Genomic DNA, 22,604 nt, shown 5'->3' on the forward strand with positions numbered 1-22,604 from the left:
ACCCTGCGGCTCGCAGGTCGGGCCTGAGGCATTAGCTGCGTGCTTTGCCCTTTGGTGCGCGCCGCCGCCGGCTTGCTGGCGCGGGACGGCCGGTCGCAAGCGCCTGGCCGATGGCGCGCCAGCACTTTACCGCATCGCGGAAAGCATTTTCATGCGCGGCGCTTCGCCCGCGCCAGTCCATGAGCTGTTCGGCATCTGCAAGCGTCGCCTCGCCCGACTTGAGGCGCATGATCCATGAAAGAGCTTCACGGATTAAGGGATCCAAGTGATCGACCTGATGGCTTCGCTTCGTCACGATCCAGCGCTTTCCCGCACACGCCGGCCGTGAGCGGATGCTCGCGATCGGCATATCTATGTACGTAAGACGAAGCTGGACGCTGAAAACCGAATTTGGTCCGCGCGGGACGTTTGAGACGATCAGCGCAATGCTCGACTGCCTGCTTGAGGTCGGTCTCGACAGTGCGGACGGTGACGCCGAGAAGGGCCGCGATCTCCCGGTTCGGCATGCCGTCGATGCGCGAGAGCATCAGCACGCGTCGGCGGCGCTCGGGAAGCTCGGCGATTGCGTGCCTGAGCAGATTGACCTCGGAGCGATCCTCGATCACGCGCGCGGCGTCGGGACGGTCGTCGGGAATTTCGAGCAGGGCATCGACCTCGTCGACGGTGAGGCGGCGCTTCTCGGCGCGGCGGCGGTCCGCAGCGATATTAAGCGCGATGCGGAATAAATAAGCCTTTGGGCTGCGCACCGGCCCAAGCTCGCGCATGCCTTCGAGACGAAGGTAGGTTTCGTTGAGCGCTTCGGAAGCAAGGTCCGAGGAGCCCAGTCGGCGCGTCAACCTGCGATCGAAGTCGACATACTCTGCGAGCAGAAGCGTCCGCAAGCTGCTGATGCTGTCGATGGTCATGCTACGCCCCACTTCACTCAGTCCCCAATTTGTGGCCGGACGGTAGTTAGGCCGCACAACGGTAATGTGACGAACTGTTATCGAGTAACAGTCATCGAGTGATAGTGACGTTATGTTGCGTGAAATCATCACACGAGCGATCGAGTGACGTCGCGAGCATCGTAAAAAAGTTTTCGCTGCGCCCGCGCACGCAACGTCTCTCGGATAAGGCCCTCGCAGACCGGCGCGTCTCGGTCGGTTTCGGGCTGTCCGAAGGACGCTGCGGTCGCCGAAGGGCGTCCGCAATGCGAGCATGATATCGAGGCTGAGGTGAATTCGCGTCGTCTGTATCATAATGGCGCGCGCCGTCGTGCGCCGCTGCCGCTGCGCGCTGTGCGGAGTGGCCGGTCTGATGCGGCATGTGCCTCGCGTCTCGCCATCTGCGGCCTGATCATCTGCGCGATCTGCACGAAGCCGGCCGCGGCGAAATCCGAAGCCGACGCGAGCAGGCCGGCTGCGGCGAAGTCTGCCGCCGCCGCGCCCGCAAGCGCGAAGCCCGGCAGGAGTGGGGCGGAGGCGGCCAAGCCGGCAGCACCGGAAACCCGTTTCGATATCGACGAGTATCGTGTCGAGGGCGCGGACAATCTGCCGCAGATCGAGATCGAGGCTGCGGTCTATCCCTTCCTCGGTCCGGACAAGAGCTCGCAGGATGTCGAGAAGGCCCGCGCCGCGGTGGAGAAGGCCTATCACGACAAAGGCCTTCAGACCGTCAGCGTGGCCGTGCCGCAGCAGGACGCGCAGCGCGGCTTCGTCGTGCTCAAGGTCACCGAGAACCGGGTCGGACGCCTCCGCGTCAAGGGCTCGCGTTATTTCGACCTCGACAACGTCAAGAGCGCGGCGCCGTCGCTCAAGGAAGGAACGCTGCCGAATTTTCGGGACGTGACGAAGGACATCGTCGCGCTGAACCGCTGGCCCGACCGGCGCGTCACGCCGGCGCTGCGAGCAGGCGTCGCGCCCGGCACCGTCGACGTCGATCTCAACATCGAGGACACGCTTCCGCTCCACGGCAGCATCGAGCTGAACAACAAGCAGAGCCCGAGCACCACGCCGCTGCGCACCAGCATCTCGATGCGCTACGACAATCTCTGGCAGCTCGGTCACTCCATGACCTGGACATACCAGGTCTCGCCGATGAACCCGAAGGACGCCATGGTCGTGTCGGGTTCGTACCTGGCGCGAACCGAAATCGACTGGCTCAGCGTCCTCGTCTATGGCCTGACCTCGGACAGCTCGGTCGCGACCGTCGGCGGCTCGAACGTTGTCGGTCCCGGTCAGGTGGTCGGCGGGCGCGCGGTGCTGACGCTGCCGTCGAGGGGCGAACTGTTCCATACGCTGTCCCTGGGTGTCGACTACAAGGATTTCAAGCAGTCGCTCAAGCTCGGCTCCGATGCCTTCGACTCGCCCGTGACCTATGTGCCGCTCGTCGGCACCTATGGCGCAACCTGGCAGGGCGAGGGACGGCTCACGCAGCTCAACGCAACGATCACGGCAGGCTTGCGCGGCATCGGCTCCAGCCGCGACGAGTTCGACGCCAAGCGCTTCGACGCGACCGCGAGCTTCATCACGCTGCATGCCGACATCTCGCACACTCAGGATTTCGCCGGCGAGTTCCAGCTCTACGCGAAACTGCAGGGACAGGCGGCGGATCAGCCGCTGGTGTCCAGCGAGCAATTCAGCCTCGGCGGACAGGACACGGTGCGCGGCTATCTCGAATCCGAGGTGATCGGCGACTACGGCGTCGCTGGCACGCTGGAGCTGCGCACGCCCAATCTCGCACAATATCTCGAGCAGAAGCTGCCCAATCCGATCGGCGAAGCCATCAAGTACAACGCCTTCGACGACATGCGCTTCTTCGCCTTCGTCGACGGCGGCAACGTCAGAATCCACAAGCCGCTCGTCGATCAGGAATCGCATTTCGACCTCGCAAGCTACGGAGTCGGCATGCGCATGAAGACGCTTCGCTACCTCAACAGCATTGTTTTCGTCGGTATGCCGCTGACCAGCCAGCAGGTCACCCTCGCCAATCATCCACGGTTCAGCTTTCGGGTCTGGGGAGAATTCTAGATGTCGCTCCTTCGCTTTGAATCACGCCCCGGACTTCGCCTGAGCGCGCCGGTGATGCTCGCGTTCGTCTTCCTCGCCGCACTGTGGCCGTCGCCCGCGGCGGCGTGGTGGAACGATCAATGGACGCTGCGCAAGAAGATCACGATCGACACCGGTCCGTCCGGCGCTGGGATCAGCGATGCCATCGGCACCACGCCGATTCTCGTGCGTCTGCATGTCGGCAATTTTCGCTTCGGTGGCGCGAAGGAGGACGGCGGCGACCTTCGCTTCGTTGCCGGCGACGACAAGACGCCGCTCAAGCATCATGTCGAGAAATACGACTCGCTGCTCGGCGAAGCGCTGGTCTGGGTCGGCGTTCCCGACCTGAAGCCGGGTACCAAGAACGACATCTGGCTCTACTACGGAAACCAGAAGGCGCCGACCGCGGTCGACGCGAAGGGCACCTACGATCCCGACACCCTGCTGGTCTATCATTTCAACGACCGCTCGACGCCGGCGCAGGACATCACCGCCTGGGCGAACACCGCCCAGAACGCGGTCCCGGCTGCGGACGGCGCCATCATCGGGCAGGGCGCGCGCCTCGACGGGCAGACTGCGCTTACGCTTCCCGGCTCGCCCTCGCTCGTGACCGCGGAAGGCGGCGAACTGAGCTGGTCGCTTTGGATCAAGATGACTGCGCCGCAGCCGGGCGCAGTGTTGTTCTCTCGTAACGAGGGCGCGAACGGGCTGACGGTTGGGATGGACAATGGTGTGGCGTTCGTGGAGGTCACGAGCGTCGGCAATACGCAGCGTGCCGCCGGCGGGACGGCGATCGCAGCCGGGACCTGGCACCAGGTGGCATTCACGGCGAAGGGCGCCCAGATCATCCTTTACGTCGACGGCAACCAGGTCGCGACGCTTGCTGCGGCCCTGCCCACCATGACCGGCGTGGCGCAACTCGGTCGCGCCGGTGCCGCGGCAGCTCCCGCTGCGGATGCAGCGGCGCCCGCAGCCGACGCGTCTCAGGCGGCGCCGTCCGCGGCCGCGCCTTCCGGCTCTGCCGCCGGCTTTGCCGGTGACGTCGACGAGCTCCAGATCGCGAAGGTCGCGCGCTCGGCCGGTTTCATCAAGCTGTCGGCGGTCGGGCAGGGGCCCGACCAGGCCAAGCTGATCTCCTTCAGCGTCGACGAGGAGAACGCGGGCTGGTTCAGCGGCGGCTATTTCGGCGTGATCCTGCGCTCGGTGACGCTGGACGGCTGGGTCGTCATCGGCCTGCTCGGGATCATGGCGCTGATCAGCTGGTACGTCATGGTCGATCGCGTCTCGTATCTGAACCGGGTCTCGGCCGGCAACACGATCTTCCTCAAGCATTTTCGCGAGACCTCGACCGACATCGGCGGGCTGCTCCAGCTCGACAGCCAGGAGAATGATCCGAGCTTCGGCGGCGAGCTCGGCAAGAAGCAGCGCAAGGTGGTCCATGCCGCGCCGCTCTACCGCCTGTTCGCGGCTGGCGCGCAGGAGATCCGGCGCCGCTTTGCGGGTGGCGGTTACCGCCGGCTGTCGCCGCAGGCCATCCAGTCGATCCGCGCCGTGCTCGATAGCGGCTATGTGCGGGAGAGCCAGCGCCTCAATCGCCTGATGGTGATGTTGACGATCGCGATTTCCGGTGGCCCGTTCCTCGGCCTGCTCGGCACAGTGGTCGGCGTCATGATCACCTTCGCGGCGATCGCGGCCAGCGGCGACGTCAACGTCAATGCGATTGCGCCGGGTATCGCGGCCGCGCTGGTCGCCACCGTCGCCGGCCTCGGCGTCGCGATCCCCTCGTTGTTTGCCTACAACTACCTGACGATCCGCATCAAGGATGTCAGCAGCGAGATGCAGGTCTTCGTCGACGAGTTCATCACGCGGATCGCGGAATCCTACGAGCTTCCGGAAGAGCCGGTGAAGCAGGCGGCGGAGTGAACCCATGCAAGTCCAGTCCGAAAGCAAGCCATACGACGACATCAACATCACGCCGATGCTCGATCTCGCCTACGTGCTTCTGGTGATCTTCATCATCATGACCACGGCGACCGTGCAGGGCATGAAGGTGAATCTGCCAAAGGCGAGCGCGGCGCCGAGCCTCGCACAGCAGACCACCAAGGCGATCACGGTCGCCAACGACGGCAAGCTGTTCCTCGACACCATTCCCGTGACGCTGCCCGAGCTCGAGCAGCGGCTGGTGCAGCAGCGTGCGCTGACGCCGGAATTTCCGATCGTCGTGCGCGGCGACAGCCAGACCCAGTACCAGAACGTCGTCGACGTGCTCGATCTGCTCGGCCGCCTCAACTTCACCCAGGTCGGCATGGCGACCAAGCCGTCGGCGCGATGAGACGGGACGATGGCGTGGGGCGACGACAGCAACGACGACGACGGCCCGCCGGCGTGGCGGCGCTATCTGCTGCTTGGCGGCTCGGCACTGGTCGTGATCGCGCTGGTGGTCGGCGTCGTCATCATGGTGATGAGTGGCGACAAGGATCCGCCGCGCAAGGTGAACGAGCTGCAGGTGACGATGGTGCTTCCACCGCCGCCGCCTCCGCCACCACCGCCGCCCCCGCCCGAGCAGCAGCCGGAACAGCAGCCCGAGCAAAAGGTGATGGAGCAGACGCCGGTCAAGGATGTCGTCGAGGAGAAGCCGGTCGACATTCCAAAGGACGCGCCGCCCGATGCCGGACCGGATCCGACGCCGGGGCCGCCGGATCTCGGTCTCGGCACCGGGCCGGGCAGCGGCGGCTTTGCACAGGGCAAGGGGCGCGGGGGCGGCGGAGGCGGCGGCAACAGCCGCTTCGGCTGGTACGCGAGCATGCTGCAGTCGCAGATCGACGCGGGACTCCAGGCGAATGAAAAATCTCGCGACGCCGCGTTCCGTACCGTCGCCAGGGTGTGGCTCGACAGTTCGGGCCGGGTCAGTCGCGTGCAGTTGTCGCCGTCGACGGGCGACGGTGCGCTCGACGTGGCCATCCGTGACCAGGTGGTGGGCGGCCTGCGCGCGCGCGAGCCGCCGCCGAAGGACATGCCGATGCCGATGATCATCCGCCTCACGGGCCAGAACCGGGGGTGAGTGCGGTGAGACGAGTGACTGTGAGTGAGTTGAGAGCAGAAGAGGTGATGTCATGTGGCGTGAAATGAAGACGCGAGAACTGGCAGCGACGGCAGCGCTGCTGCTTGCGCTCGCAGTCCCCGCCGCGGCGCAGGACGACGGGATGCCGCAGGGCAAGCGTCCGACCGTCTCGCGCGACGCACCGCCTTCATCGAACGCGACGGTCAATTTGATCAATCTGCTCGTGAAGCAGGGAACGCTGAGCGAGGAGCAGGCCGCGGTCCTGGTCAAGCAGGCCGACGACGAAGCCTATGTCGCCCGCCAGGCGACGCGCGATGCCGCGGCCAAGGCGGAAGGCGCCGAGAAGAAGGCGACCAGCGCCGCCGATGCGACGTCGCCGCCCGGCACCAAGCGCGTCACCTACGTGCCCGAGATCGTCAAGAAGCAGCTGCGCGAGGAGATCAGGGCCGAGGTGATGGATCGCGCTCACAAGGAGAACTGGGCGTCGCCCGGGAAATACCCGGAATGGGCGCAGCGGATCCGGTTCTACGGCGACATTCGCGCGCGGTACGAGGGAGATTATTTCCCAGCGGGCAATAGTGGGTACCTCGAGAACTTCAACGCCATCAATACAGGTTCGCCGTTCAATGAGGATGACGCGACGAACCCTTACTTCCCACCGACCTACAACGCGACACAGAACCGCAACCGCTTTCGTTTTCGTGCGCGTTTGGGAGCCGACGTCGACTTGTTCGACGGGTTCACCGCAGGCTTGAGGATCGCGACCGGGGAGAGCAGCTCACCCGTTTCGACCAATCAGACGTTCGGCGGGAATGGCGGCAACTTCTCGAAATACGCAGTTTGGCTCGACCGCGCCTTCATCAAATATGAGCCGGTGCGGGACTTCGTCAGCTCTGTCGGCCGCTTCGACAATCCATTCTGGTCGCCGACGGATCTGGTCTGGTACAAAGATCTCGGTTTCGATGGTTTCGCAATTCAGGCCAAGCAGGAAGTTGCAGAGGGTTTCACGCCCTTCTTCGTCGGCGGCGCCTTCCCGGTCTTCAACACTGATCTCAACGCTGGGCTTAATACTGCCGACCTGTCGGGACCAGCGAAGATGCCGAGCCGAGACAAGTGGCTGTTCGGCGCCCAGGGTGGTTTCGGCGCAAGACTAGATTCGGAAACCAATCTCACCTTGGCATTCGCCTACTATGACTTCATCAATGTGAAGGGCAAGCTTTCCAGCGAATGCTTGGTCATCACTGCCAGCGATATCTGCGACACGGATGTGCTGAGACCTTCCTTCGCGCAAAAGGGCAACACGTATATGCGCTTGCGCAACCTTGCGTTCACGCCCGTCACTACGGCGCAATATCAGTACTACGGTCTTGCCAGCGACTTCCGGCCGGTGGTCGCGAGCGCGCAGCTTGATTTTGCGCAGTTCAATCCGATTCACATCATCCTGGACGGTGAGTATATCTGGAATACGGCATTCAACCGGAGCGCCGTTGCCGCTGTCGCGGTGTTTCCGAACAATTTCAGCTCAACGACAGACGGCAGCCCGAGCGTGTACAACGGCGGCAACCAGGGCTGGCTTGCGCGCATGACCGTCGGCAACAAGGAGATCAAGCATCTCTGGGACTGGAACGCGCATGTCGGCTACAAATATCTGGAGTCCGACGCGATGGTGGATGCGTTCGTCGATTCCGACTTCGGCCTCGGCGGCACCAATCTCAAGGGCTATTTCATCGGCGGCAATGTCGGCCTCGGCGAGAACATCTGGGGATCGATGCGCTGGATGAGCGCGAACAACATCGCCGGCCAGCCGTACAAGGTCGACATCGTCCAACTCGATCTCAACGCGAGGTTCTGATCATGCGGCTGTTGCGTCTATCGTCATTTACTGCACTGGCCCTCGTCGTCGCCTCGGCGGCCCATGCTGACCAGGAAAGCGATCGCCTGCGCGAGGCGCTGCGCAGCGCCACCGCGCAGGCGCGTGCCGCCGAGGATCAACGGGCCGCGGTCCAGGCCAAGCTGACCGCGGCTGAACAGGAGCGCGACCGCCTGCGCAAGCAGATCGAGGGCTATCGCGCCCAGGTCAAGGAAGCCGAGCAGGCCTATCGCCAGGCGGTGAAGGACTTCAACGAGCGGATCGCCGAGCGCGACGATTCACTGGAAAAATGGAAGGCCGCCTATGGTGAGGCGGCGGGCGTTGCGCGGACCAAGGACGCGGAGCGTTCCAAGTTCGAGGGCGAGGCGACGACCTGGAAGGCGAGCGCCAAGGCCTGCGAGGCCAAGAATGTCCGTCTCGTCAGGATCGCCGACGATACCGTCAAGCAATATGAGAAGATGGATCCGCTGGAGAAGGTGATCCACCACGATCCCGTGATCGGGTTCAAGCGGGTCGAGCATCAGAATGCCGCCCAGGATCTTCGCGATCAGATCATCGAACAGAAGGCCAAGCCATGACCCGGAACGTTTTTAAGCTCGTGCTGCTGGCCGGTGCGCTCCACGCCGCGGCGTCATCGCCGGCACTTGCGCAGACGCGCAATCCGCCCCAGCCCGCGGCCCCGCGCGCAACGCCTGTGCCGGCGGCTCCGGCGGCGGCCCAGCCGGCTCCCGCGGCGCAGGACAATGCTGCCGTGAAGGGCGGCGAGATCATCGCCCGCGTCGGCGACAGCGACGTCACCGCGGAAGAAGTGCGCGCGACCATCCAGCTTCTCGATGCGCGCCAGCAGGCCGCGATGGCGCGTGATCCGGCGCTGCTGAGCCAGACGGTGCGCGCGATCCTCGCCAACCGCCTGGTGCTCAAGGAGGCCGCGGCCAAGAAGTGGGACCAGCAGCCGGCGGTGGTGACGCAGCTGGCGCGTGCACGAGATACCTTGATTGTCGAAAGCTACCTGCAATCGGTCACGGCGCTCGGCGACAGCTATCCGAGCGAGGCCGACATCAAGAGCGTTTACGAGGCGAACGCCAGCGCGTTCCTCGTTCCCCGCCGCTTCCGTCTGGCCCAGATCGTGGTCAACCTCGCCAAGGACGCCGACAAGGCGGCTGAGGACACCGCGCGCAAGAAGCTCGATGACATCGTGCGAAAGATCAAGCAGCCCGGCGCGGAGTTCGGTCCGATCGCGAAGGCATCGTCCGACGATGCGGCAACGGCGGGACGGGAAGGGGAGATCGGCTGGGTCGCCGAGCCCGATATGCGCGTCGAGATCCGTGGGCAGGTCACCGGCCTGCCGAAGTCGGGCATTGCCGATCCGATCCGGCTCGAGGACGGCTGGCACGTCCTGAAGCTGCTCGACACCGAGGCGTCGCATACGCGGCCGCTGGCGGACGTGCGAGAGGCTCTCGTGCAGCGGATGCGGGGCGAGCGCATCGAGGCCAACCGCCGCGCCTATGTGGCGGAGCTCTTGAAGCAGACCCCGCCCGTGGTCAACGAGATCGCGCTGTCCAGGCTGATCGAGCCCAAACCCGACACCAAGCCGGACGCTGCGCCGTCGCGCTAACGCGGCGGATTGCAAATTCATGTCAGGCGGATGACAGCATCGAGGCGCTGTCATCCGTCAACGATACAAAGGTTAATCGACCGTAAAAGTATCATAATTATGGTACAATGCCCGTGGTATCCGGATCGCGAACCGACCCCGGGGGCGACTTGTGACCGATCTGACCAATGCGGGTGAGCCGATATCGGCGTTCGAGGGCCGATCGCGGGTTCGTCTGGCGATCCCGTTCAGCTTGATCGAGCCGCTGTTCGCGACCGTCGACGGCTCGATCATCGTCGCAGCGGGCGCCATCGGCGGCATTGCCTATCAGCGCGCGCTTGGTGGTACCGCCGACGGCTCCTTCTATGCCGGGCTCGGTTTAGTGGCGAGTTTCGCCTATGTCCTGGTCGCGCATTTCCTCGGTCTCTACCGGTTGAATCAGCTGCTGGACGACGAACTCGACGGCGGGCGGGTCCTGGCCGGCTGGTGTCTCGCTGCGCTCGTCCTCGCGGTCGTGCTGTTTCTGTTCAAATCCGGCGGCGACGCCTCGCGTGGTTCGGTCGTCTGCCTCTTCGCGATCGGCGGCGCCGGCCTTCTCGTCGCGCGCTGGCTGGGGAAACGGCGCCTTCGCTCGGCGCTTGTCGCCGGCACGATCCGCGGGCGGCGTGTGGTGGTGATCGGAACGCAAGGCGAGCTGGCCCAGTTCGGAAGGAGCGACCTGCTCGCCAGATTTGGCCTGCACGAGGTCGAGCGCATCATTTTGCCGAGAGACGAAGCGCCAAAACTCTCTGCTCCGGGGAGGCACGAAGACGAGCTGATGAAGCGCATACGGGAGGCCGCTGCCGAGGAGATCGTGCTGGCGCTGTCCTGGTCCTGCCCCCGGGACATCGAGGCCTTGCTCGACCGGTTGCGCGTCATTCCGCTTCCGGTGCGCCTGCTGCCCGATCGCGCGGTGTCGACCGTGCTGCGCCACCAGACCTCGATGCCTCAACGGCTCTACATGGTGGAGGTGCAGCCGGCGCCGCTGTCGGTTCTCGATCGTCTGACCAAGCGGCTGCTCGACATCATCGTGGCGGCGACGTCCTTGGTCGTGCTGTCCCCCGTACTGATCCTCGTCGCAGTCGCGATCAAGCTGGAGTCGAAGGGGCCGGTGATCTTCCGGCAGCGCCGCCATGGCTTCAACGGCAAGCCGTTCGTGATCTACAAGCTGCGCAGCATGAGCGTCCAGGAGGACGGCGGCACGGTCGTGCAGGCGACGAAGCAGGATCCGCGCGTGACCCGGGTCGGGCGCCTGATCCGCCAGACCAGCATCGACGAACTGCCGCAACTGCTCAACGTGATCCAGGGCCATATGTCGATCGTCGGGCCGCGTCCGCACGCGCTGGTGCACGACTACGAGTATGGCAGCATGATCGCGAACTACGCGTTCCGGCATCACGTCAAGCCGGGTATTACCGGCTGGGCGCAGGTTCAAGGCTATCGCGGGGGCACGCCGCGGCTCGAGCTGATGGAACGGAGAGTTGCACTCGACTTATGGTATATTGATAATTGGAGCCTGATATTGGATATCCATATCATGGTGAAGACGGCGTTCGAATTGATCCGGCCGCGCAACGTATATTGACTATAGTTTCCCGGCCGCAATCGCCTCGAAGCGGCGTCGTCGCAAAAGTTAACATTGGTACATTTGGGAATGATCTGTTCGATGGCGCGCCCGGTTGGAGCATGGGACCGCACTTTATGATGTCTTGTCGCATCGGCGGACGCATGCGCTGACGGGTCTGCCGGCCGATGGCCGGTCCAGGATTTCTCGCCGGCCTATTGAAAACGTTCACGATTCGCGTTTACTACGTCCGGACTGGCAAGATTCTGGCCGGAGAGGACCACGATGGTTGGCAAGAGGCATGCCTCGGAGGAGATTTCGGCCAAGCTGGCGCAAGCCAACGAACTTGCGGCCAAGGGCAAGACCCAGCGGGAAATATCGAAGGCGCTCGGCGTCAGCATCATGACCTACCACCGCTGGAAGAAGATGCCCGACGCGTCCGAGCCGGTCGGTGGTCGGCGCGGCGAGGCCGATGTCCGGCCGCTCGGTTCGTCGGACGCCAGCAGTGTGGATACAATCAAGCGGCTAGAGCTCGAGAACGCGCAATTGCGACGTCTTGTGACCGACATGCTGCTGGAAAAACTGAAATACGAAGAGGAACTTCGGGCGCGCCAGGGAACGCGCTTGCGGCGCCCCGACAGCGGTTAGCGCCAGAACCGGCGTTTCGAACCGTCCTATATTCCCGCTCGTCTAGCGCAATATCTCAGACAGCTGGCGTACCGCGGCCGGATGGCTCGACAGATACGCCTCGTAAGCGCGTCTCACGCCATCCTCGAGCGAGGTCGTGGCGCGCCAGCCGAGCTTTGCGAGACGACTGACATCCAGCAATTTGCGCGGCGTTCCATCGGGACGCGAGGTGTCGAAACCGATCTCGCCGCCGTAGCCGACGATGGCGGCCACGACGCGCGCGAACTCGGCGATGGTGATGTCCTCGCCGGTGCCGATGTTGACCAGCTCCGCGCTCGAATAGGTCTTCATCAGGTGCACGCAGGCATCCGCCATGTCGTCGACATAGAGGAACTCGCGCCGCGGCGTGCCGGTGCCCCACACGATGACGCTCTTTGCTCCCGAAACCTTGGCCTCGTGGAAGCGGCGGATCAGGGCGGCGACGACGTGGCTCAGCTCGGGGTGATAATTATCGCCGGGGCCGTACAGATTGGTCGGCATCACGCTGATGAAGTCGCTGCCATACTGGCTGCGATAGGCCTCCGCCATCTTGATGCCGGCGATCTTGGCGATCGCATAGGGCTCGTTGGTCGGCTCGAGCGGACCGGTGAGCATGGAATCCTCGCGCAAGGGCTGCGGCGCCAGCTTCGGATAGATGCAGGACGAGCCCAGAAACATCAGCTTCTCGGCGCCGTTCTGATGCGCGACCTGGATCACGTTCGCCGCGATCGCGATGTTGTCGTAGATGAACTCGGCGCGCAGCGTGTCGTTGGCGACGATGCCGCCGACCTTGGCCGCGGCGAGGAAGATCACTTGCGGCCGCGTTTTCGCGAACCAGTCGAACACGGCGGCCTGGTTGCAGAGATCGACCTCGCGCCGGTCGACCGTGACGAGATGCACGTCCTCCCGCGCCAGCCGGCGCAGCAGCGCGGCGCCGACCATGCCGCGATGGCCGGCGACATAGACGCTCTTGCCCTTCAGCTCAAACGGTGCGTTTGCCACTGCCAGCATCCCGTTTTGCCTCGGCCAGATCGCTCGCCATCATCTCCTCGACGAGCTGGGCAAAGCTGCGCTTCGGCGTCCAGCCGAGCACCTCGCGCGCCTTGCTGGCGTCGCCGACGAGGAGATCGACCTCGGTCGGACGGAAATAGGTCGGATCGATCTTCACCACGATCTTGCCGCTCGTCTCATCGACGCCGGTCTCCTCGACGCCCTTGCCGCGCCATGCGATGCGGCGGCCGACATGGGCAAAGGACAGCTCGACCATCTCGCGCACCGAGCGCATCTCGCCGGTGGCGAGCACGAAATCGTCGGGCTTGTCGGCCTGCAGGATCCTGTGCATGCCCTCGACATAGTCGCGGGCATGGCCCCAGTCGCGCTTGGCTTCGAGATTGCCGAGATAGAGCGTCTGTTCCAGCCCGACCTCGATACGGGCGACGCCGCGGGTGATCTTGCGGGTCACAAAGGTCTCGCCGCGGATCGGGCTCTCATGGTTGAACAGGATGCCGTTCGACGCGAACATGCCGTAGGCTTCGCGGTAGTTCACCGTGATCCAGTAGCCGTAGAGTTTGGCAACGCCGTAGGGCGAGCGCGGATAGAACGGCGTCGTCTCCTTCTGCGGGATCTCCTGCACCAGGCCGTAGAGCTCGGAGGTCGAGGCCTGGTAGAACCGCGTCTCCTTCTCCATGCCGAGGATGCGGATCGCTTCCAGGAGACGCAGCACGCCGATGGCGTCGGCGTTGGCGGTGTATTCCGGGCTCTCGAAGCTGACGGCGACGTGGCTTTGAGCGGCGAGATTGTAGATCTCGGTCGGCCGGATCTGCTGCACCAGGCGGATCAGATTGGTCGAATCCGTCATGTCGCCATAGTGCATCAGGAACGGAACGTTGCCGACATGCGGGTCCTGGTAGAGGTGATCGACGCGCGCGGTGTTGAACGAGGACGAGCGCCGCTTGATGCCGTGCACGACATAGCCGAGCGACAGCAAATATTCGGCGAGATAGGCGCCGTCCTGACCGGTCACGCCGGTGATGAGAGCGATCCGCTTGCTCATCCTAGGGCTCGTCCCGCCGAAGCGGGGATCCGGCGCGGCGCCCTCTCGGCATCAATTCAACGGCACCTCTAGCTGCCACTTCTGTAGTATCCATTCTGATAAACACCCGGCTGCTCAAATTTTTCGAGAACCCTCAGATCGGCCTTGTTCAGCACCACGCCAAGCAGGCGATCGTGAAGGTCCGGCTCGGCCAGCAGATGGCGCCGCACCGCCTTGATCCTGGTGCTTCCCCATTCTACCACGAACACGAAGGAGTCGATCACCGGGACGATCGCACGCACGTCGACGACGGGTGCGATCGGCGGAAGGTCGACGATAACATAATCATAGCTTTCGCGCAGTCGATCAAGCAGGGTTCGAAATCCCTGCGAGGCCAGCACCTCGTCGGAATGGACCGGAGCTTCGGTCAGCAGCAGGGGCAGCAGCGCCAGTCCCGTGGCGGCGTCTCGGCCCGTGGCCTGTGCGAGATCGATCTTCCCGCTCAGCACCTCCAGCCATCCGGCTGACGGCCGTGGCGTGAGCGAGCGGGCAAGCGTAGGATTGCGAAGGTCCGCGTCGATCAGGATCACGCGTCGACCGGCATCGGCCAACAGCGACGCAAGGTTCGAGGCAATAGTGGACTTGCCTTCGCCCGCGACGGTCGAGGTGATGCCGATCAGCCTGTTCTCGCGGATGGTGGATTCCAGCCACGCTCTCATCTTGATTGCGCGAAACGCTTCGGTGAAGACCGAGATCGGATCGTCGACTGCGCGTCGCTTTAACGGATCGATGAATGCGTAATGGGGTGTATCCGCCGCCGCGTTCTCCACGGTTTGCGGCGGCGGACCCGGTCGACCGGCCTCTGCATCGAATCCGGTCGCGATCGATCGCGGAGGTGACGATGCTCGAGGTGCCTGTCCGGCCGCGAGCGGAATCACCGAAAGACAACGGACGCCCAATTCCTGTTCCGCCTGCGATCCCGTGCGGAAGACGCCGTCGACCGCCTCGCGCCAGGCTGCAATTCCAAAGCTCACCATCAGCCCCATCGTGAGCGCGATGGCAAGGACGAATGACGCGACCGGCTTGCTCTTCTTCTTCGGCGCGGCGGCCGGACTGATCACGCGTGCATCGGTGATCGGAAACGACTGCTGCTGTATCGCCTCCATATAACGCTGCAGGAAAGTGTCGTAGAGCGTGTGATATACCTTGGCCGAACTTTCGAGCTCGGCCAGTCCAAGCCGATCGCGGTTGGTGAGTTGGCCCTCGGATACCAGGCTGGCCAGCGACCGCTCCAAGCTCTCTTCGCGTGTCTTGGCGATCTCGTAATCGCTCTTGTAGCTGCCGGCGATCCGTCCGAGCTCCCCGCGGATGTTTCGGCGCGTCTCCTCCATCTGGTCGCGCAGGTTGATCGCGGCCGTATGATCCGCACCATATCTCGTCGAGATGTTGGCCTCGCGCGCGGACAGGTCGACATACTGGTTGCGGAGCCGCGTAATGACCTCGTTTTTCAGGATATCCGCGACGGCGCCCTCGCTGACGTCCATTTTCCGGACTTGCTCGATCCGGTCGAGCCGGGCCTTGGCCTCGCTGGTGGCGCCGCGCGCGGCGGCGAGCTGGCTGTTCAGTTCGAACAGCTGTTGTTCGCCGATGAGCCGGCTCGCGCTGCCGGCCGATACGTTCGGTCCGCCGAGGTCGACAATGTTGTTCTTTTCCTTGAACTCCAGGACGGCGCGATCGGCTGCTGCCGCCTTCGACTTCAGCTCGTTGATCCGGTCCTGCAGCCAGGCGCCTGCGCGCGTGACTGTCTGGTATTTTGCGCCGAGCTGGTCGTCGATATAGGCTTCCGCGATCGCGTTGGCGACCTTGGCCGCGGTCTCGGGGCTACGCGACGTGTATGAGATGTTCAGCGCATAAGTCTTGTCGCCCCGCGTGATGGAGCGATGAGCCAGAAACTCATCGAGCGCCTTCTGCTCGCGTTCTTCCACCGCGTCGGAGGCGGTGACGTTCGGACGCGAGAACAGGCTCCAGCCACCGGCGAATTCCGGATCGTCGGCGAGCTTGAGGCTCCTTACAACGTCGAGTCCCAGCTTGCGCGAAGCGAGAATTTCGACCTGGGAGCCCACCTGAAGCGTGTCGAGCGGAATATCCCCCTGCGGCTGCAATTGGTTCTGCAGGACCCGCAGCGTGCTGCTGTCGATCAAAAGCGTAGCAGTCGCGGTGTATTGCGAGGGAGTGACCAGCAGATAGAGCAGGCCGATGGCTATTGCCACGGCAGGCACGATGAGAATGACCCGGTACTGTCGCCGGGCCAGTCCGGACAGTTGGTCGATCAAGGCCGACATCGAGGACGAAGCTTCGTCCCGCCCACCGCTATAGTTGACGCGGGTTCTGTGCAACGGCATGTCCATCGTCGATCACATCCTCGGCGGGCGGGCGGTTGCTCGGAGAAAAAAGGCGCTACCGCGACCGCAGCGAAACTCCACCTGACCGGGGCATCTCACCCTGTCTGGTCCCAAGGGCAGCGGGAGAGGCATTGATCGTCGCATAACTCTACCAGCTAGGAGTATCTCGACTCATGGTCCTGCCATGACCGAGCCCGGCCCGCCGAGTTGTGACGCCAGCCCCCGTAACGTTGATGGCTCTCTCTAGCGAACAAATAATACACATTTGCAACAGTTTGATATGACCTGATGTAGGTGCGTGGTTCGATATGTTATGTGTTATCGCGGCGGACGACGCCGGATGTCACGCACCGTCCTTCACGTCGTCGTGCCGAGGAAATGACCCGTTGGCCGGGTCGGGTGCCGTTCCCGTGATCTCGCAGGGTTCCGTGGCTTGCAGTCCAGGCCTCACGTCTTGCCGGGCCGCTTCTCGACGCACGGGACGACGCTATCGCACTTCAGGGTGACCTTGTATTCGCGGGCATGGTTGGGCCTACTCAACATCGGTACGTCGCGGCCGTGCCATGGCGTTGGCCGATCCCGGCGAACGCCATTTGCCGTCAAGTCAGTGAAGCGGAAGGGCGCACCCGATCGCCGCTCCCGCCCATGACCAGATGGCCCCGCCGTCCACGTGAACGCCAGCTTGCGGGGATTTAACTTGGTTCGAATTGAGTGCCACTTTAACGTTCCCGTTCCGCTGACCAGATGCCTAGGAAGAGAGTCGCGCCAACTTGCCGCTTTTTCGCCAGAGATGGCCGGGAACCAGGCGGCATAAAATGCGGTAACTATTTGAAACAAAAGGGAATATGGGAAGTTGCGATGGCCGGTGATAGCACGCGCAGCGCTCTGATTGGGTACCTGATCCGTGACGGCATTCGGTAAACTCGTCCGCACCACGGCATTCCGGCTGACGCTGGTCTACCTGTTCCTGTTCGCGATCTTCGCAGCCTCGCTGCTTGGTTATTTCGCGTGGAATACGCGCCGCCTGATCACCGAGGAAATCACGCAGACGGTCAATGCCGAGACCTCGGAGATCAACGTGATCTATGATCGCCGCGGCTTGGTCGGCCTCGTGCGAACGATCGAGTACCGGGCGTTGCGACCGGGCGCCAACCTCTATCTCGTGACCACGCCGACGGGGCAGGCGATCGCCGGCAATGTCGGCTCGCTGGCGCCTGGCGTGATGGCGACCCGTGGCTGGTCCGAAACGGCCTACCGCCGGATCGAGGATGCGGACGATCGTGATCATCGTGCACTCGTGCGCGTCACCGAGCTCGAAAACGGCTTCCGGCTGCTGATCGGCCGCGACCTCGCGGAGCGGCGACGCCTGTTCGGCATCGTTGCCAAGGCGGCGCAATGGTCGATCCTGATCGTCGTGGTGCTCGGCCTCGGCGGCGGCATCTTCGTGGCGCGCAGGGTGCTGAGGCGCATCGACGCGATGACCGGCACCACGCAACGCATCATGACCGGCGATCTCAGCGAGCGCCTGCCCGTGGGGCGCAGCGGCGACGAGCTCGATCGCCTCGCGGAAAACCTCAACGCCATGCTTGAGCGGATCGAGGCCCTGATGGCGGGGCTGAAGGAAGTCTCCGACAACATCGCCCACGATCTCAAGACGCCGCTGACGCGCTTGCGCAACCGCGCCGAGGAGGCGCTGGCGAAATCGGGCTGCGAGGCCGATTACCGCGCCGCGTTGGAGCGAACCATCGAGGAATCCGACGGGCTGATCCGCACCTTCAACGCATTGCTGATGATCGCGCGTGCCGAGTCCGGACAGGCGCGCGGCAACATGGATGATTTCGACGCCGCCGAGGTCGCGGGCGGCATCCACGAGCTCTACGAGCCTCTCGCCGAGGATGACGGCATGACCTTGAAGGTGAAGGCCGATCCGACGCCGGTTCACGGGAACCGCGAGCTGATCAGCCAGGCGCTCGCTAATCTGGTCGAGAATGCCATCAAATACGGCAAGCCGGTCGCGCAGGCCGGCGGAACCGTCGTCAGCATGGACAGCCGGCAGATTATGATCGAGGCGAAGCGCGAGGGCGATCAGGTGCTGCTCAGCGTCACCGATCGCGGCCCCGGCATCCCCGAGGCCGACCGCAAACATGCCGTCGAGCGATTCGTGCGGCTTGAAGCCAGCCGCACGCTGCCGGGCTCCGGCCTCGGTCTCAGTCTTGCCGCCGCGGTTGCGACATTGCATGGCGGAGAATTGCGGCTGGGTGATGCCCAGCCCGGCCTCGTCGCCACGCTGGTGCTCCCGGCGCGTGCCGGCGACAGGGTTGCTCCGCCAATGCAGGATGTGCCACAGAAGGTGGCATGAACCACTCCGCGCCGGGAAACGCGGACAAGCATGGAGAGGGCCTGGCCGCGCGCTTCGCGGAGGCTCCCCATATTGCCGTTTCCACAACCGATGAACGACGTCTTGAAAACTGGCTGGCCGAGCTTGAGCCGGTTCAATCAGCCCGTCTCGATGTCCTGCTGGTCCATCCCTTCGCGCGGGATATTTTGGCCGGCATCGCCGAATTCTCGCCCTATCTGTTTGATCTCGTGCGCGCCGACGCGCCGCGCCTGATCCGGCTGCTCGAATGCGATCCGGACGCGCATCTGGCCGCGCTCATCGCGGAGGCGAGGGACGCGGTCCTTGCGGCGACCGACGAAGCCGAGGTGATGCGGCGGCTACGCAGGATGAAGGCCGAAGCGGCGCTTCTCACCGCGCTGTGCGATATTGGCGGCGTCTGGCCGGTGATGCGGGTGACGGCGGCGCTGACCGATGTCGCGGTATCCTCGGTGCAGGCGGCGCTCCAGTACCAGCTGCGGCAGGAAGCCGCACGTGGAAAGATCCTGCCGCCCAATCTCGAAGCTCCGGAAGAGGGCTGCGGCCTGATCGTGCTCGCGATGGGCAAGATGGGGGCGGGCGAGCTGAACTATTCCAGCGACATCGACCTCATCGTGTTCTTCGATCCCGATGCCACGACGCTCGCGCCCGACATCGAGCCACAGCCGTTCTTCGTGCGGGTGACGCAGGGCGTGGCGCGCATTCTCCAGCAGCGCACCTATGACGGCTATGTCTTCCGCGTCGACCTGCGCCTGCGTCCCGATCCGTCCTCGACGCAAGTGGCGATTTCGCGAGATGCCGCGCTGAACTATTACGAGCGGGAAGGGCGCACCTGGGAGCGTGCCGCGATGATCAAGGCGCGTGCCTGCGCCGGCGATCCCAAAGCGGGTGAGGCGCTGCTCGCCGAAATCGCGCCCTTCGTCTGGCGCAAGCATCTCGACTTCGCCGCGCTTGCCGACGTCCACGACATGAAGCGGCAGATGCAGACCTATCGCGGCCAGAGCGAGATCGCGGTCGAGGGGCACAACGTCAAGGTCGGCCGCGGCGGCATTCGCGAGATCGAATTTTTCGCGCAGACGCAGCAGCTGATCGCCGGCGGTCGTCATCCGGAGTTGCGGGTGCGGCCGACGCTCGCTGCGCTCGATATTCTCGCCTCCAGCAACTGGATCACCATTGCTGCGCGTGACGAGCTGACCATTGCGTATGAATTCCTGCGCCGCGTCGAGCATCGCCTCCAGATGATCGCCGACGAGCAGACCCATGCGCTGCCGGAAGACAAGGAAGCGGTCGAGCGCTTTGCGCGCTTCTTCGGCTATCCGGATCGCGAAGCCTTTGCGCGCGACCTGTTGCGGCAGCTGCAGATCGTGCAGGGACACTACGAAAAGCTGTTCGAGGGCGATGACCCGACCGGCACGGCAAAGCTGCCGGCGCTCGACTACGGTGCAGGTCCTGACGATCCGCGCCTGCTGCAATATTTGACGACGCTCGGCTTCAAGAAGCCGGCCGCGCTCGCGCAGACCATACGCGACTGGATCACCGGCGACTACCGCGTGTTCCGCAACGACCAGACGCGAAGCGCTTTCGTCGAGTTCGTGCCGGCCCTGATCGACGGCCTCGCGCGGGCCGAGGAGCCGGATCGCGCCGTCGTGGCGTTCGATCAGTTCCTCCAGGCACTCCAGCTTGGCGGCCGGCTCATCACGCTGCTCGGCCAGAACCGCGATCTCGTCGCGCTCGTGGCGCTGGTGCTCGGCGCGGCGCCGCGGCTCGGCGAGATGCTGGCGCGGAAGCCGCAGCTCATGGACGGCCTGATCGATCCCAGATTCTTCGGCGCGATGCCGGACAAGCAGGAATTGTCGGCGCGATTGGCCGCGACGGTGCGCGACGCCGACTCCTATGAGGAATTTCTCGACCGTCTCCGCCTGTTCGGGCAGGAGAGCCTGTTCCTGATCGGCACGCGCATTCTCTCCGGCACTGTCTCGGCGCAGCAGGCCAGCACGGCTTTCGCCGATGTCGCCGAAGGCATCGTCCACACCGTGCACGATCTTGTCGCCGAACGCTTCGCCGCCCAACACGGACGTATCAAGGATCAGGAGACCGCGATCATCGCGATGGGCCGGCTCGGCAGCCGCGAGATGACGGCATCGTCCGATCTCGACCTGATCCTGCTGTACGATTTCGACAGCGACAATCCGGACTCCGACGGGCCAAAATCGCTTCAGGGCGCCCACTATTTCGCGCGCTTCACCCAGCGCCTGATCAGCGCCTTCACCACACGCACCAATTACGGCGTGCTGTACGAGATCGACATGCGGCTGCGCCCGTCGGGACGCGCCGGTCCGGTGGCATCGAGCCTCGTCTCATTCGCGGACTACCAGGCCAACGAGGCCTGGACCTGGGAGCACATGGCCCTGACCCGCGCCCGCGTGGTGTCGGCCTCGGATCAATTCCGTGAGCGGATCGAGCGCATCATCCGCGATGTCCTGACCCGCCGCCGCGATCGGGCGACCATTGCCAACGACGTCGCCGACATGCGGCGCGCCATCGCGCAGGAGAAGGGCGAGAGCGACCATTGGGATCTCAAATACGCCGCCGGCGGTATGGTCGATATCGACTTCATCGCGCAATATCTCCAGCTCGTGCACGCCCATGACAAGCCTGAAATTCTCGACGTCAGCACCCTTCAGGTTCTGGACAACGCCGCCAAGCTCGGCGTGCTCCCGCAATCGGAGGCGGAGATCCTGCGCGCGGCGGCGCGGCTCTATCACGACCTGACGCAGATTCTGCGGCTCTGCGTCAGCGACCGCTTCAAGCCCGAGACCGCCGGCACCGACCTTCAGCGCGTGATGGCGCGCGCCGGCGATGCGCCCGACTTCTCGTCGCTGGAGGCGCGCGTGAAGGAAACGCAGGGCGAGGTGAGGCGCGTATTTACGGCGCTGCTGGAAGGGACGTCGTCTGCTTCAGCGAAGTGAGCGCCTCGCGCACGTTCGGCTCCAAGCCTGCACCGCCCGCGTCGAGATGGGCGAAGATCGCGCGCTTCATCCGGGGATCCCAGAACTTCTTGATGTGGTCGGCGATCCCCGGCACGGCCTTGTCGTGGCCCTGGCTGCGGAAGAACGTGCCGATCTGGTTGGCCATGTAGATCAAGCGGTCAGGCGACATCGGCAACCTCCGTAGCATGGCGGGCGACAACCCGGCCGCCATGCGAAAACACCTCGAACCCGTCCTGGCGGGCAATGGCGATCAATGTGATGCCGGCGGCTTCCGCCGTGCGCACCGCGAGCGCGGTCGGGGCGGAGACGGCGACCATCACCGGCGCGCCGATCGCGGCGGTCTTCTGCACCATCTCGACCGAGACGCGGCTGGTCAGCAGCACCATGCCGCCGCTCGCACCCGTGCGGCTGCGCGCCAGTGAACCGGCAAGTTTGTCGAGCGCGTTGTGGCGGCCGACGTCCTCGCGCAGCGCGATGATGCCGCCGGCGGGCGACCAGAACGCGGCAGCGTGAACGGCGCGGGTTTGCAAATTGATCGATTGCAGCGGCGCGATGGCCTGCATCGCCGCCATGATCTGCTCGGGCGTGAACGTCTGTCCCTGCTGCACGACGGCCGCGGGCCGCACGGCCTCGGCAATCGAATCGATGCCGCAAATTCCGCAGCCGGTCGGGCCGGCGATGTGCCGCCGCCGCTCGCTGATGCGCGCGGCATCTTCCGACGCCAGCCACATGCGCAGCTCGATGCCGTCGTCGAGGCGGACCACCTCGAGCGACTTGACGTCGTCGACCGACTTGATGATGCCTTCGTCCAGGCTGAAGCCGACCGCAAAATCTTCGAGGTTCTGCGGCGTCCCCATCATGACGGCATAGGTGCCGCCATTATACGTCAGCGCCAGCGGCGTCTCCTCCGGGATCAGGCGCGCGCCTTCGGACGCGACGCCGTCGCGCCAGATCTCGCGGTCGATGGCCTGGACCGGCACGTGCAT

The 22,604-nt window shown here is 64.4% G+C and carries 18 protein-coding genes; 11 read left to right on the forward strand and 7 right to left on the reverse strand.

Annotation, left to right across the window (positions count from 1 at the left end; all coding sequences use genetic code 11):
- Positions 1-31: 31 nt before the first annotated feature.
- Together AB7008_RS18015 and AB7008_RS18020 are read right to left on the reverse strand one after the other, a co-directional pair.
- Entirely contained in the window at positions 32-295 is a 264-nt protein-coding gene (locus tag AB7008_RS18015) for a FecR/PupR family sigma factor regulator (protein ID WP_248882181.1), read from the reverse strand.
- Positions 246-1,034, reverse strand: coding sequence for an RNA polymerase sigma factor (locus AB7008_RS18020; protein WP_441259181.1), 789 nt, complete (start codon positions 1,032-1,034; stop codon positions 246-248). The genes AB7008_RS18015 and AB7008_RS18020 overlap by 50 nt, the downstream gene beginning before the upstream one ends.
- Before the next feature lie 180 nt (positions 1,035-1,214).
- Here AB7008_RS18020 and AB7008_RS18025 point away from each other — a divergent pair, with 180 nt between their 5' ends.
- From AB7008_RS18025 to AB7008_RS18065, 9 genes are all read left to right on the forward strand, one after another.
- On the forward strand, positions 1,215-3,008 hold the full coding sequence (locus tag AB7008_RS18025) for a ShlB/FhaC/HecB family hemolysin secretion/activation protein (RefSeq protein WP_441259182.1): 1,794 nt from the start codon (positions 1,215-1,217) through the stop codon (positions 3,006-3,008).
- Positions 3,009-4,949 (forward strand): DUF2341 domain-containing protein, encoded by a 1,941-nt coding sequence (locus AB7008_RS18030; protein WP_441259183.1) that lies wholly within the window; start codon positions 3,009-3,011, stop codon positions 4,947-4,949.
- A 4-nt stretch (positions 4,950-4,953) separates the two neighbouring features.
- Positions 4,954-5,358, forward strand: a complete 405-nt coding sequence (locus AB7008_RS18035; protein ID WP_027534659.1) for an ExbD/TolR family protein — start codon at positions 4,954-4,956, stop codon at positions 5,356-5,358.
- A 9-nt stretch (positions 5,359-5,367) separates the two neighbouring features.
- Positions 5,368-6,087 carry an energy transducer TonB gene (locus tag AB7008_RS18040; RefSeq protein ID WP_248882184.1) on the forward strand — a complete coding sequence of 240 codons (720 nt, stop codon included), beginning with the start codon at positions 5,368-5,370 and terminating at the stop codon, positions 6,085-6,087.
- A gap of 52 nt (positions 6,088-6,139) precedes the next feature.
- Positions 6,140-7,939 (forward strand): putative porin, encoded by a 1,800-nt coding sequence (locus tag AB7008_RS18045; RefSeq protein WP_304493474.1) that lies wholly within the window; start codon positions 6,140-6,142, stop codon positions 7,937-7,939.
- A gap of 2 nt (positions 7,940-7,941) precedes the next feature.
- Positions 7,942-8,535: a hypothetical protein gene (locus AB7008_RS18050; RefSeq protein WP_248882186.1), complete on the forward strand. Its 594-nt coding sequence runs from the start codon at positions 7,942-7,944 to the stop codon at positions 8,533-8,535.
- Positions 8,532-9,572, forward strand: a complete 1,041-nt coding sequence (locus AB7008_RS18055) for a peptidylprolyl isomerase (RefSeq protein ID WP_441259184.1) — start codon at positions 8,532-8,534, stop codon at positions 9,570-9,572. Before AB7008_RS18050 ends, AB7008_RS18055 begins: the two co-directional genes overlap by 4 nt.
- 151 nt (positions 9,573-9,723) lie before the next feature.
- Positions 9,724-11,175 carry an undecaprenyl-phosphate glucose phosphotransferase gene (locus AB7008_RS18060; RefSeq protein WP_304493476.1) on the forward strand — a complete coding sequence of 484 codons (1,452 nt, stop codon included), beginning with the start codon at positions 9,724-9,726 and terminating at the stop codon, positions 11,173-11,175.
- Positions 11,176-11,439: 264 nt separating this feature from the next.
- Positions 11,440-11,802, forward strand: a complete 363-nt coding sequence (locus AB7008_RS18065; RefSeq protein WP_304493477.1) for a helix-turn-helix domain-containing protein — start codon at positions 11,440-11,442, stop codon at positions 11,800-11,802.
- 42 nt (positions 11,803-11,844) lie between these two features.
- Here AB7008_RS18065 and fcl read toward each other — a convergent pair whose 3' ends face one another.
- The 3 genes from fcl to AB7008_RS18080 form a co-directional block, all read right to left on the reverse strand.
- Positions 11,845-12,831: a GDP-L-fucose synthase gene (gene fcl, locus AB7008_RS18070; RefSeq protein WP_441259185.1), complete on the reverse strand. Its 987-nt coding sequence runs from the start codon at positions 12,829-12,831 to the stop codon at positions 11,845-11,847.
- Positions 12,803-13,873, reverse strand: coding sequence for a GDP-mannose 4,6-dehydratase (gene gmd, locus AB7008_RS18075; protein WP_441259186.1), 1,071 nt, complete (start codon positions 13,871-13,873; stop codon positions 12,803-12,805). Before gmd ends, fcl begins: the two co-directional genes overlap by 29 nt.
- 68 nt (positions 13,874-13,941) lie before the next feature.
- The gene (locus AB7008_RS18080) at positions 13,942-16,254 is read right to left on the reverse strand and encodes an AAA family ATPase (protein WP_304494645.1); all 2,313 of its coding nucleotides are present in this window, start codon (positions 16,252-16,254) and stop codon (positions 13,942-13,944) included.
- A gap of 904 nt (positions 16,255-17,158) precedes the next feature.
- On the opposite strand from AB7008_RS18080, the gene AB7008_RS18085 reads away from it, so the two are divergent.
- Entirely contained in the window at positions 17,159-18,613 is a 1,455-nt protein-coding gene (locus AB7008_RS18085; RefSeq protein ID WP_028155553.1) for a sensor histidine kinase, read from the forward strand.
- Entirely contained in the window at positions 18,610-21,597 is a 2,988-nt protein-coding gene (locus AB7008_RS18090) for a bifunctional [glutamine synthetase] adenylyltransferase/[glutamine synthetase]-adenylyl-L-tyrosine phosphorylase (RefSeq protein WP_304493481.1), read from the forward strand. The genes AB7008_RS18085 and AB7008_RS18090 overlap by 4 nt, the downstream gene beginning before the upstream one ends.
- Here the strand turns inward: AB7008_RS18090 and AB7008_RS18095 are convergent.
- Positions 21,554-21,787, reverse strand: coding sequence for a formate dehydrogenase subunit delta (locus tag AB7008_RS18095; RefSeq protein WP_014496689.1), 234 nt, complete (start codon positions 21,785-21,787; stop codon positions 21,554-21,556). The genes AB7008_RS18090 and AB7008_RS18095 overlap by 44 nt on opposite strands.
- Positions 21,777-22,604 (reverse strand): formate dehydrogenase accessory sulfurtransferase FdhD, encoded by an 828-nt coding sequence (gene fdhD, locus AB7008_RS18100; RefSeq protein ID WP_304493482.1) that lies wholly within the window; start codon positions 22,602-22,604, stop codon positions 21,777-21,779. The genes AB7008_RS18095 and fdhD overlap by 11 nt, the downstream gene beginning before the upstream one ends.

This window comes from Bradyrhizobium sp. 521_C7_N1_3, from assembly GCF_052075975.1.
Taxonomy (GTDB): Bacteria; Pseudomonadota; Alphaproteobacteria; order Rhizobiales; family Xanthobacteraceae; genus Bradyrhizobium; species Bradyrhizobium japonicum.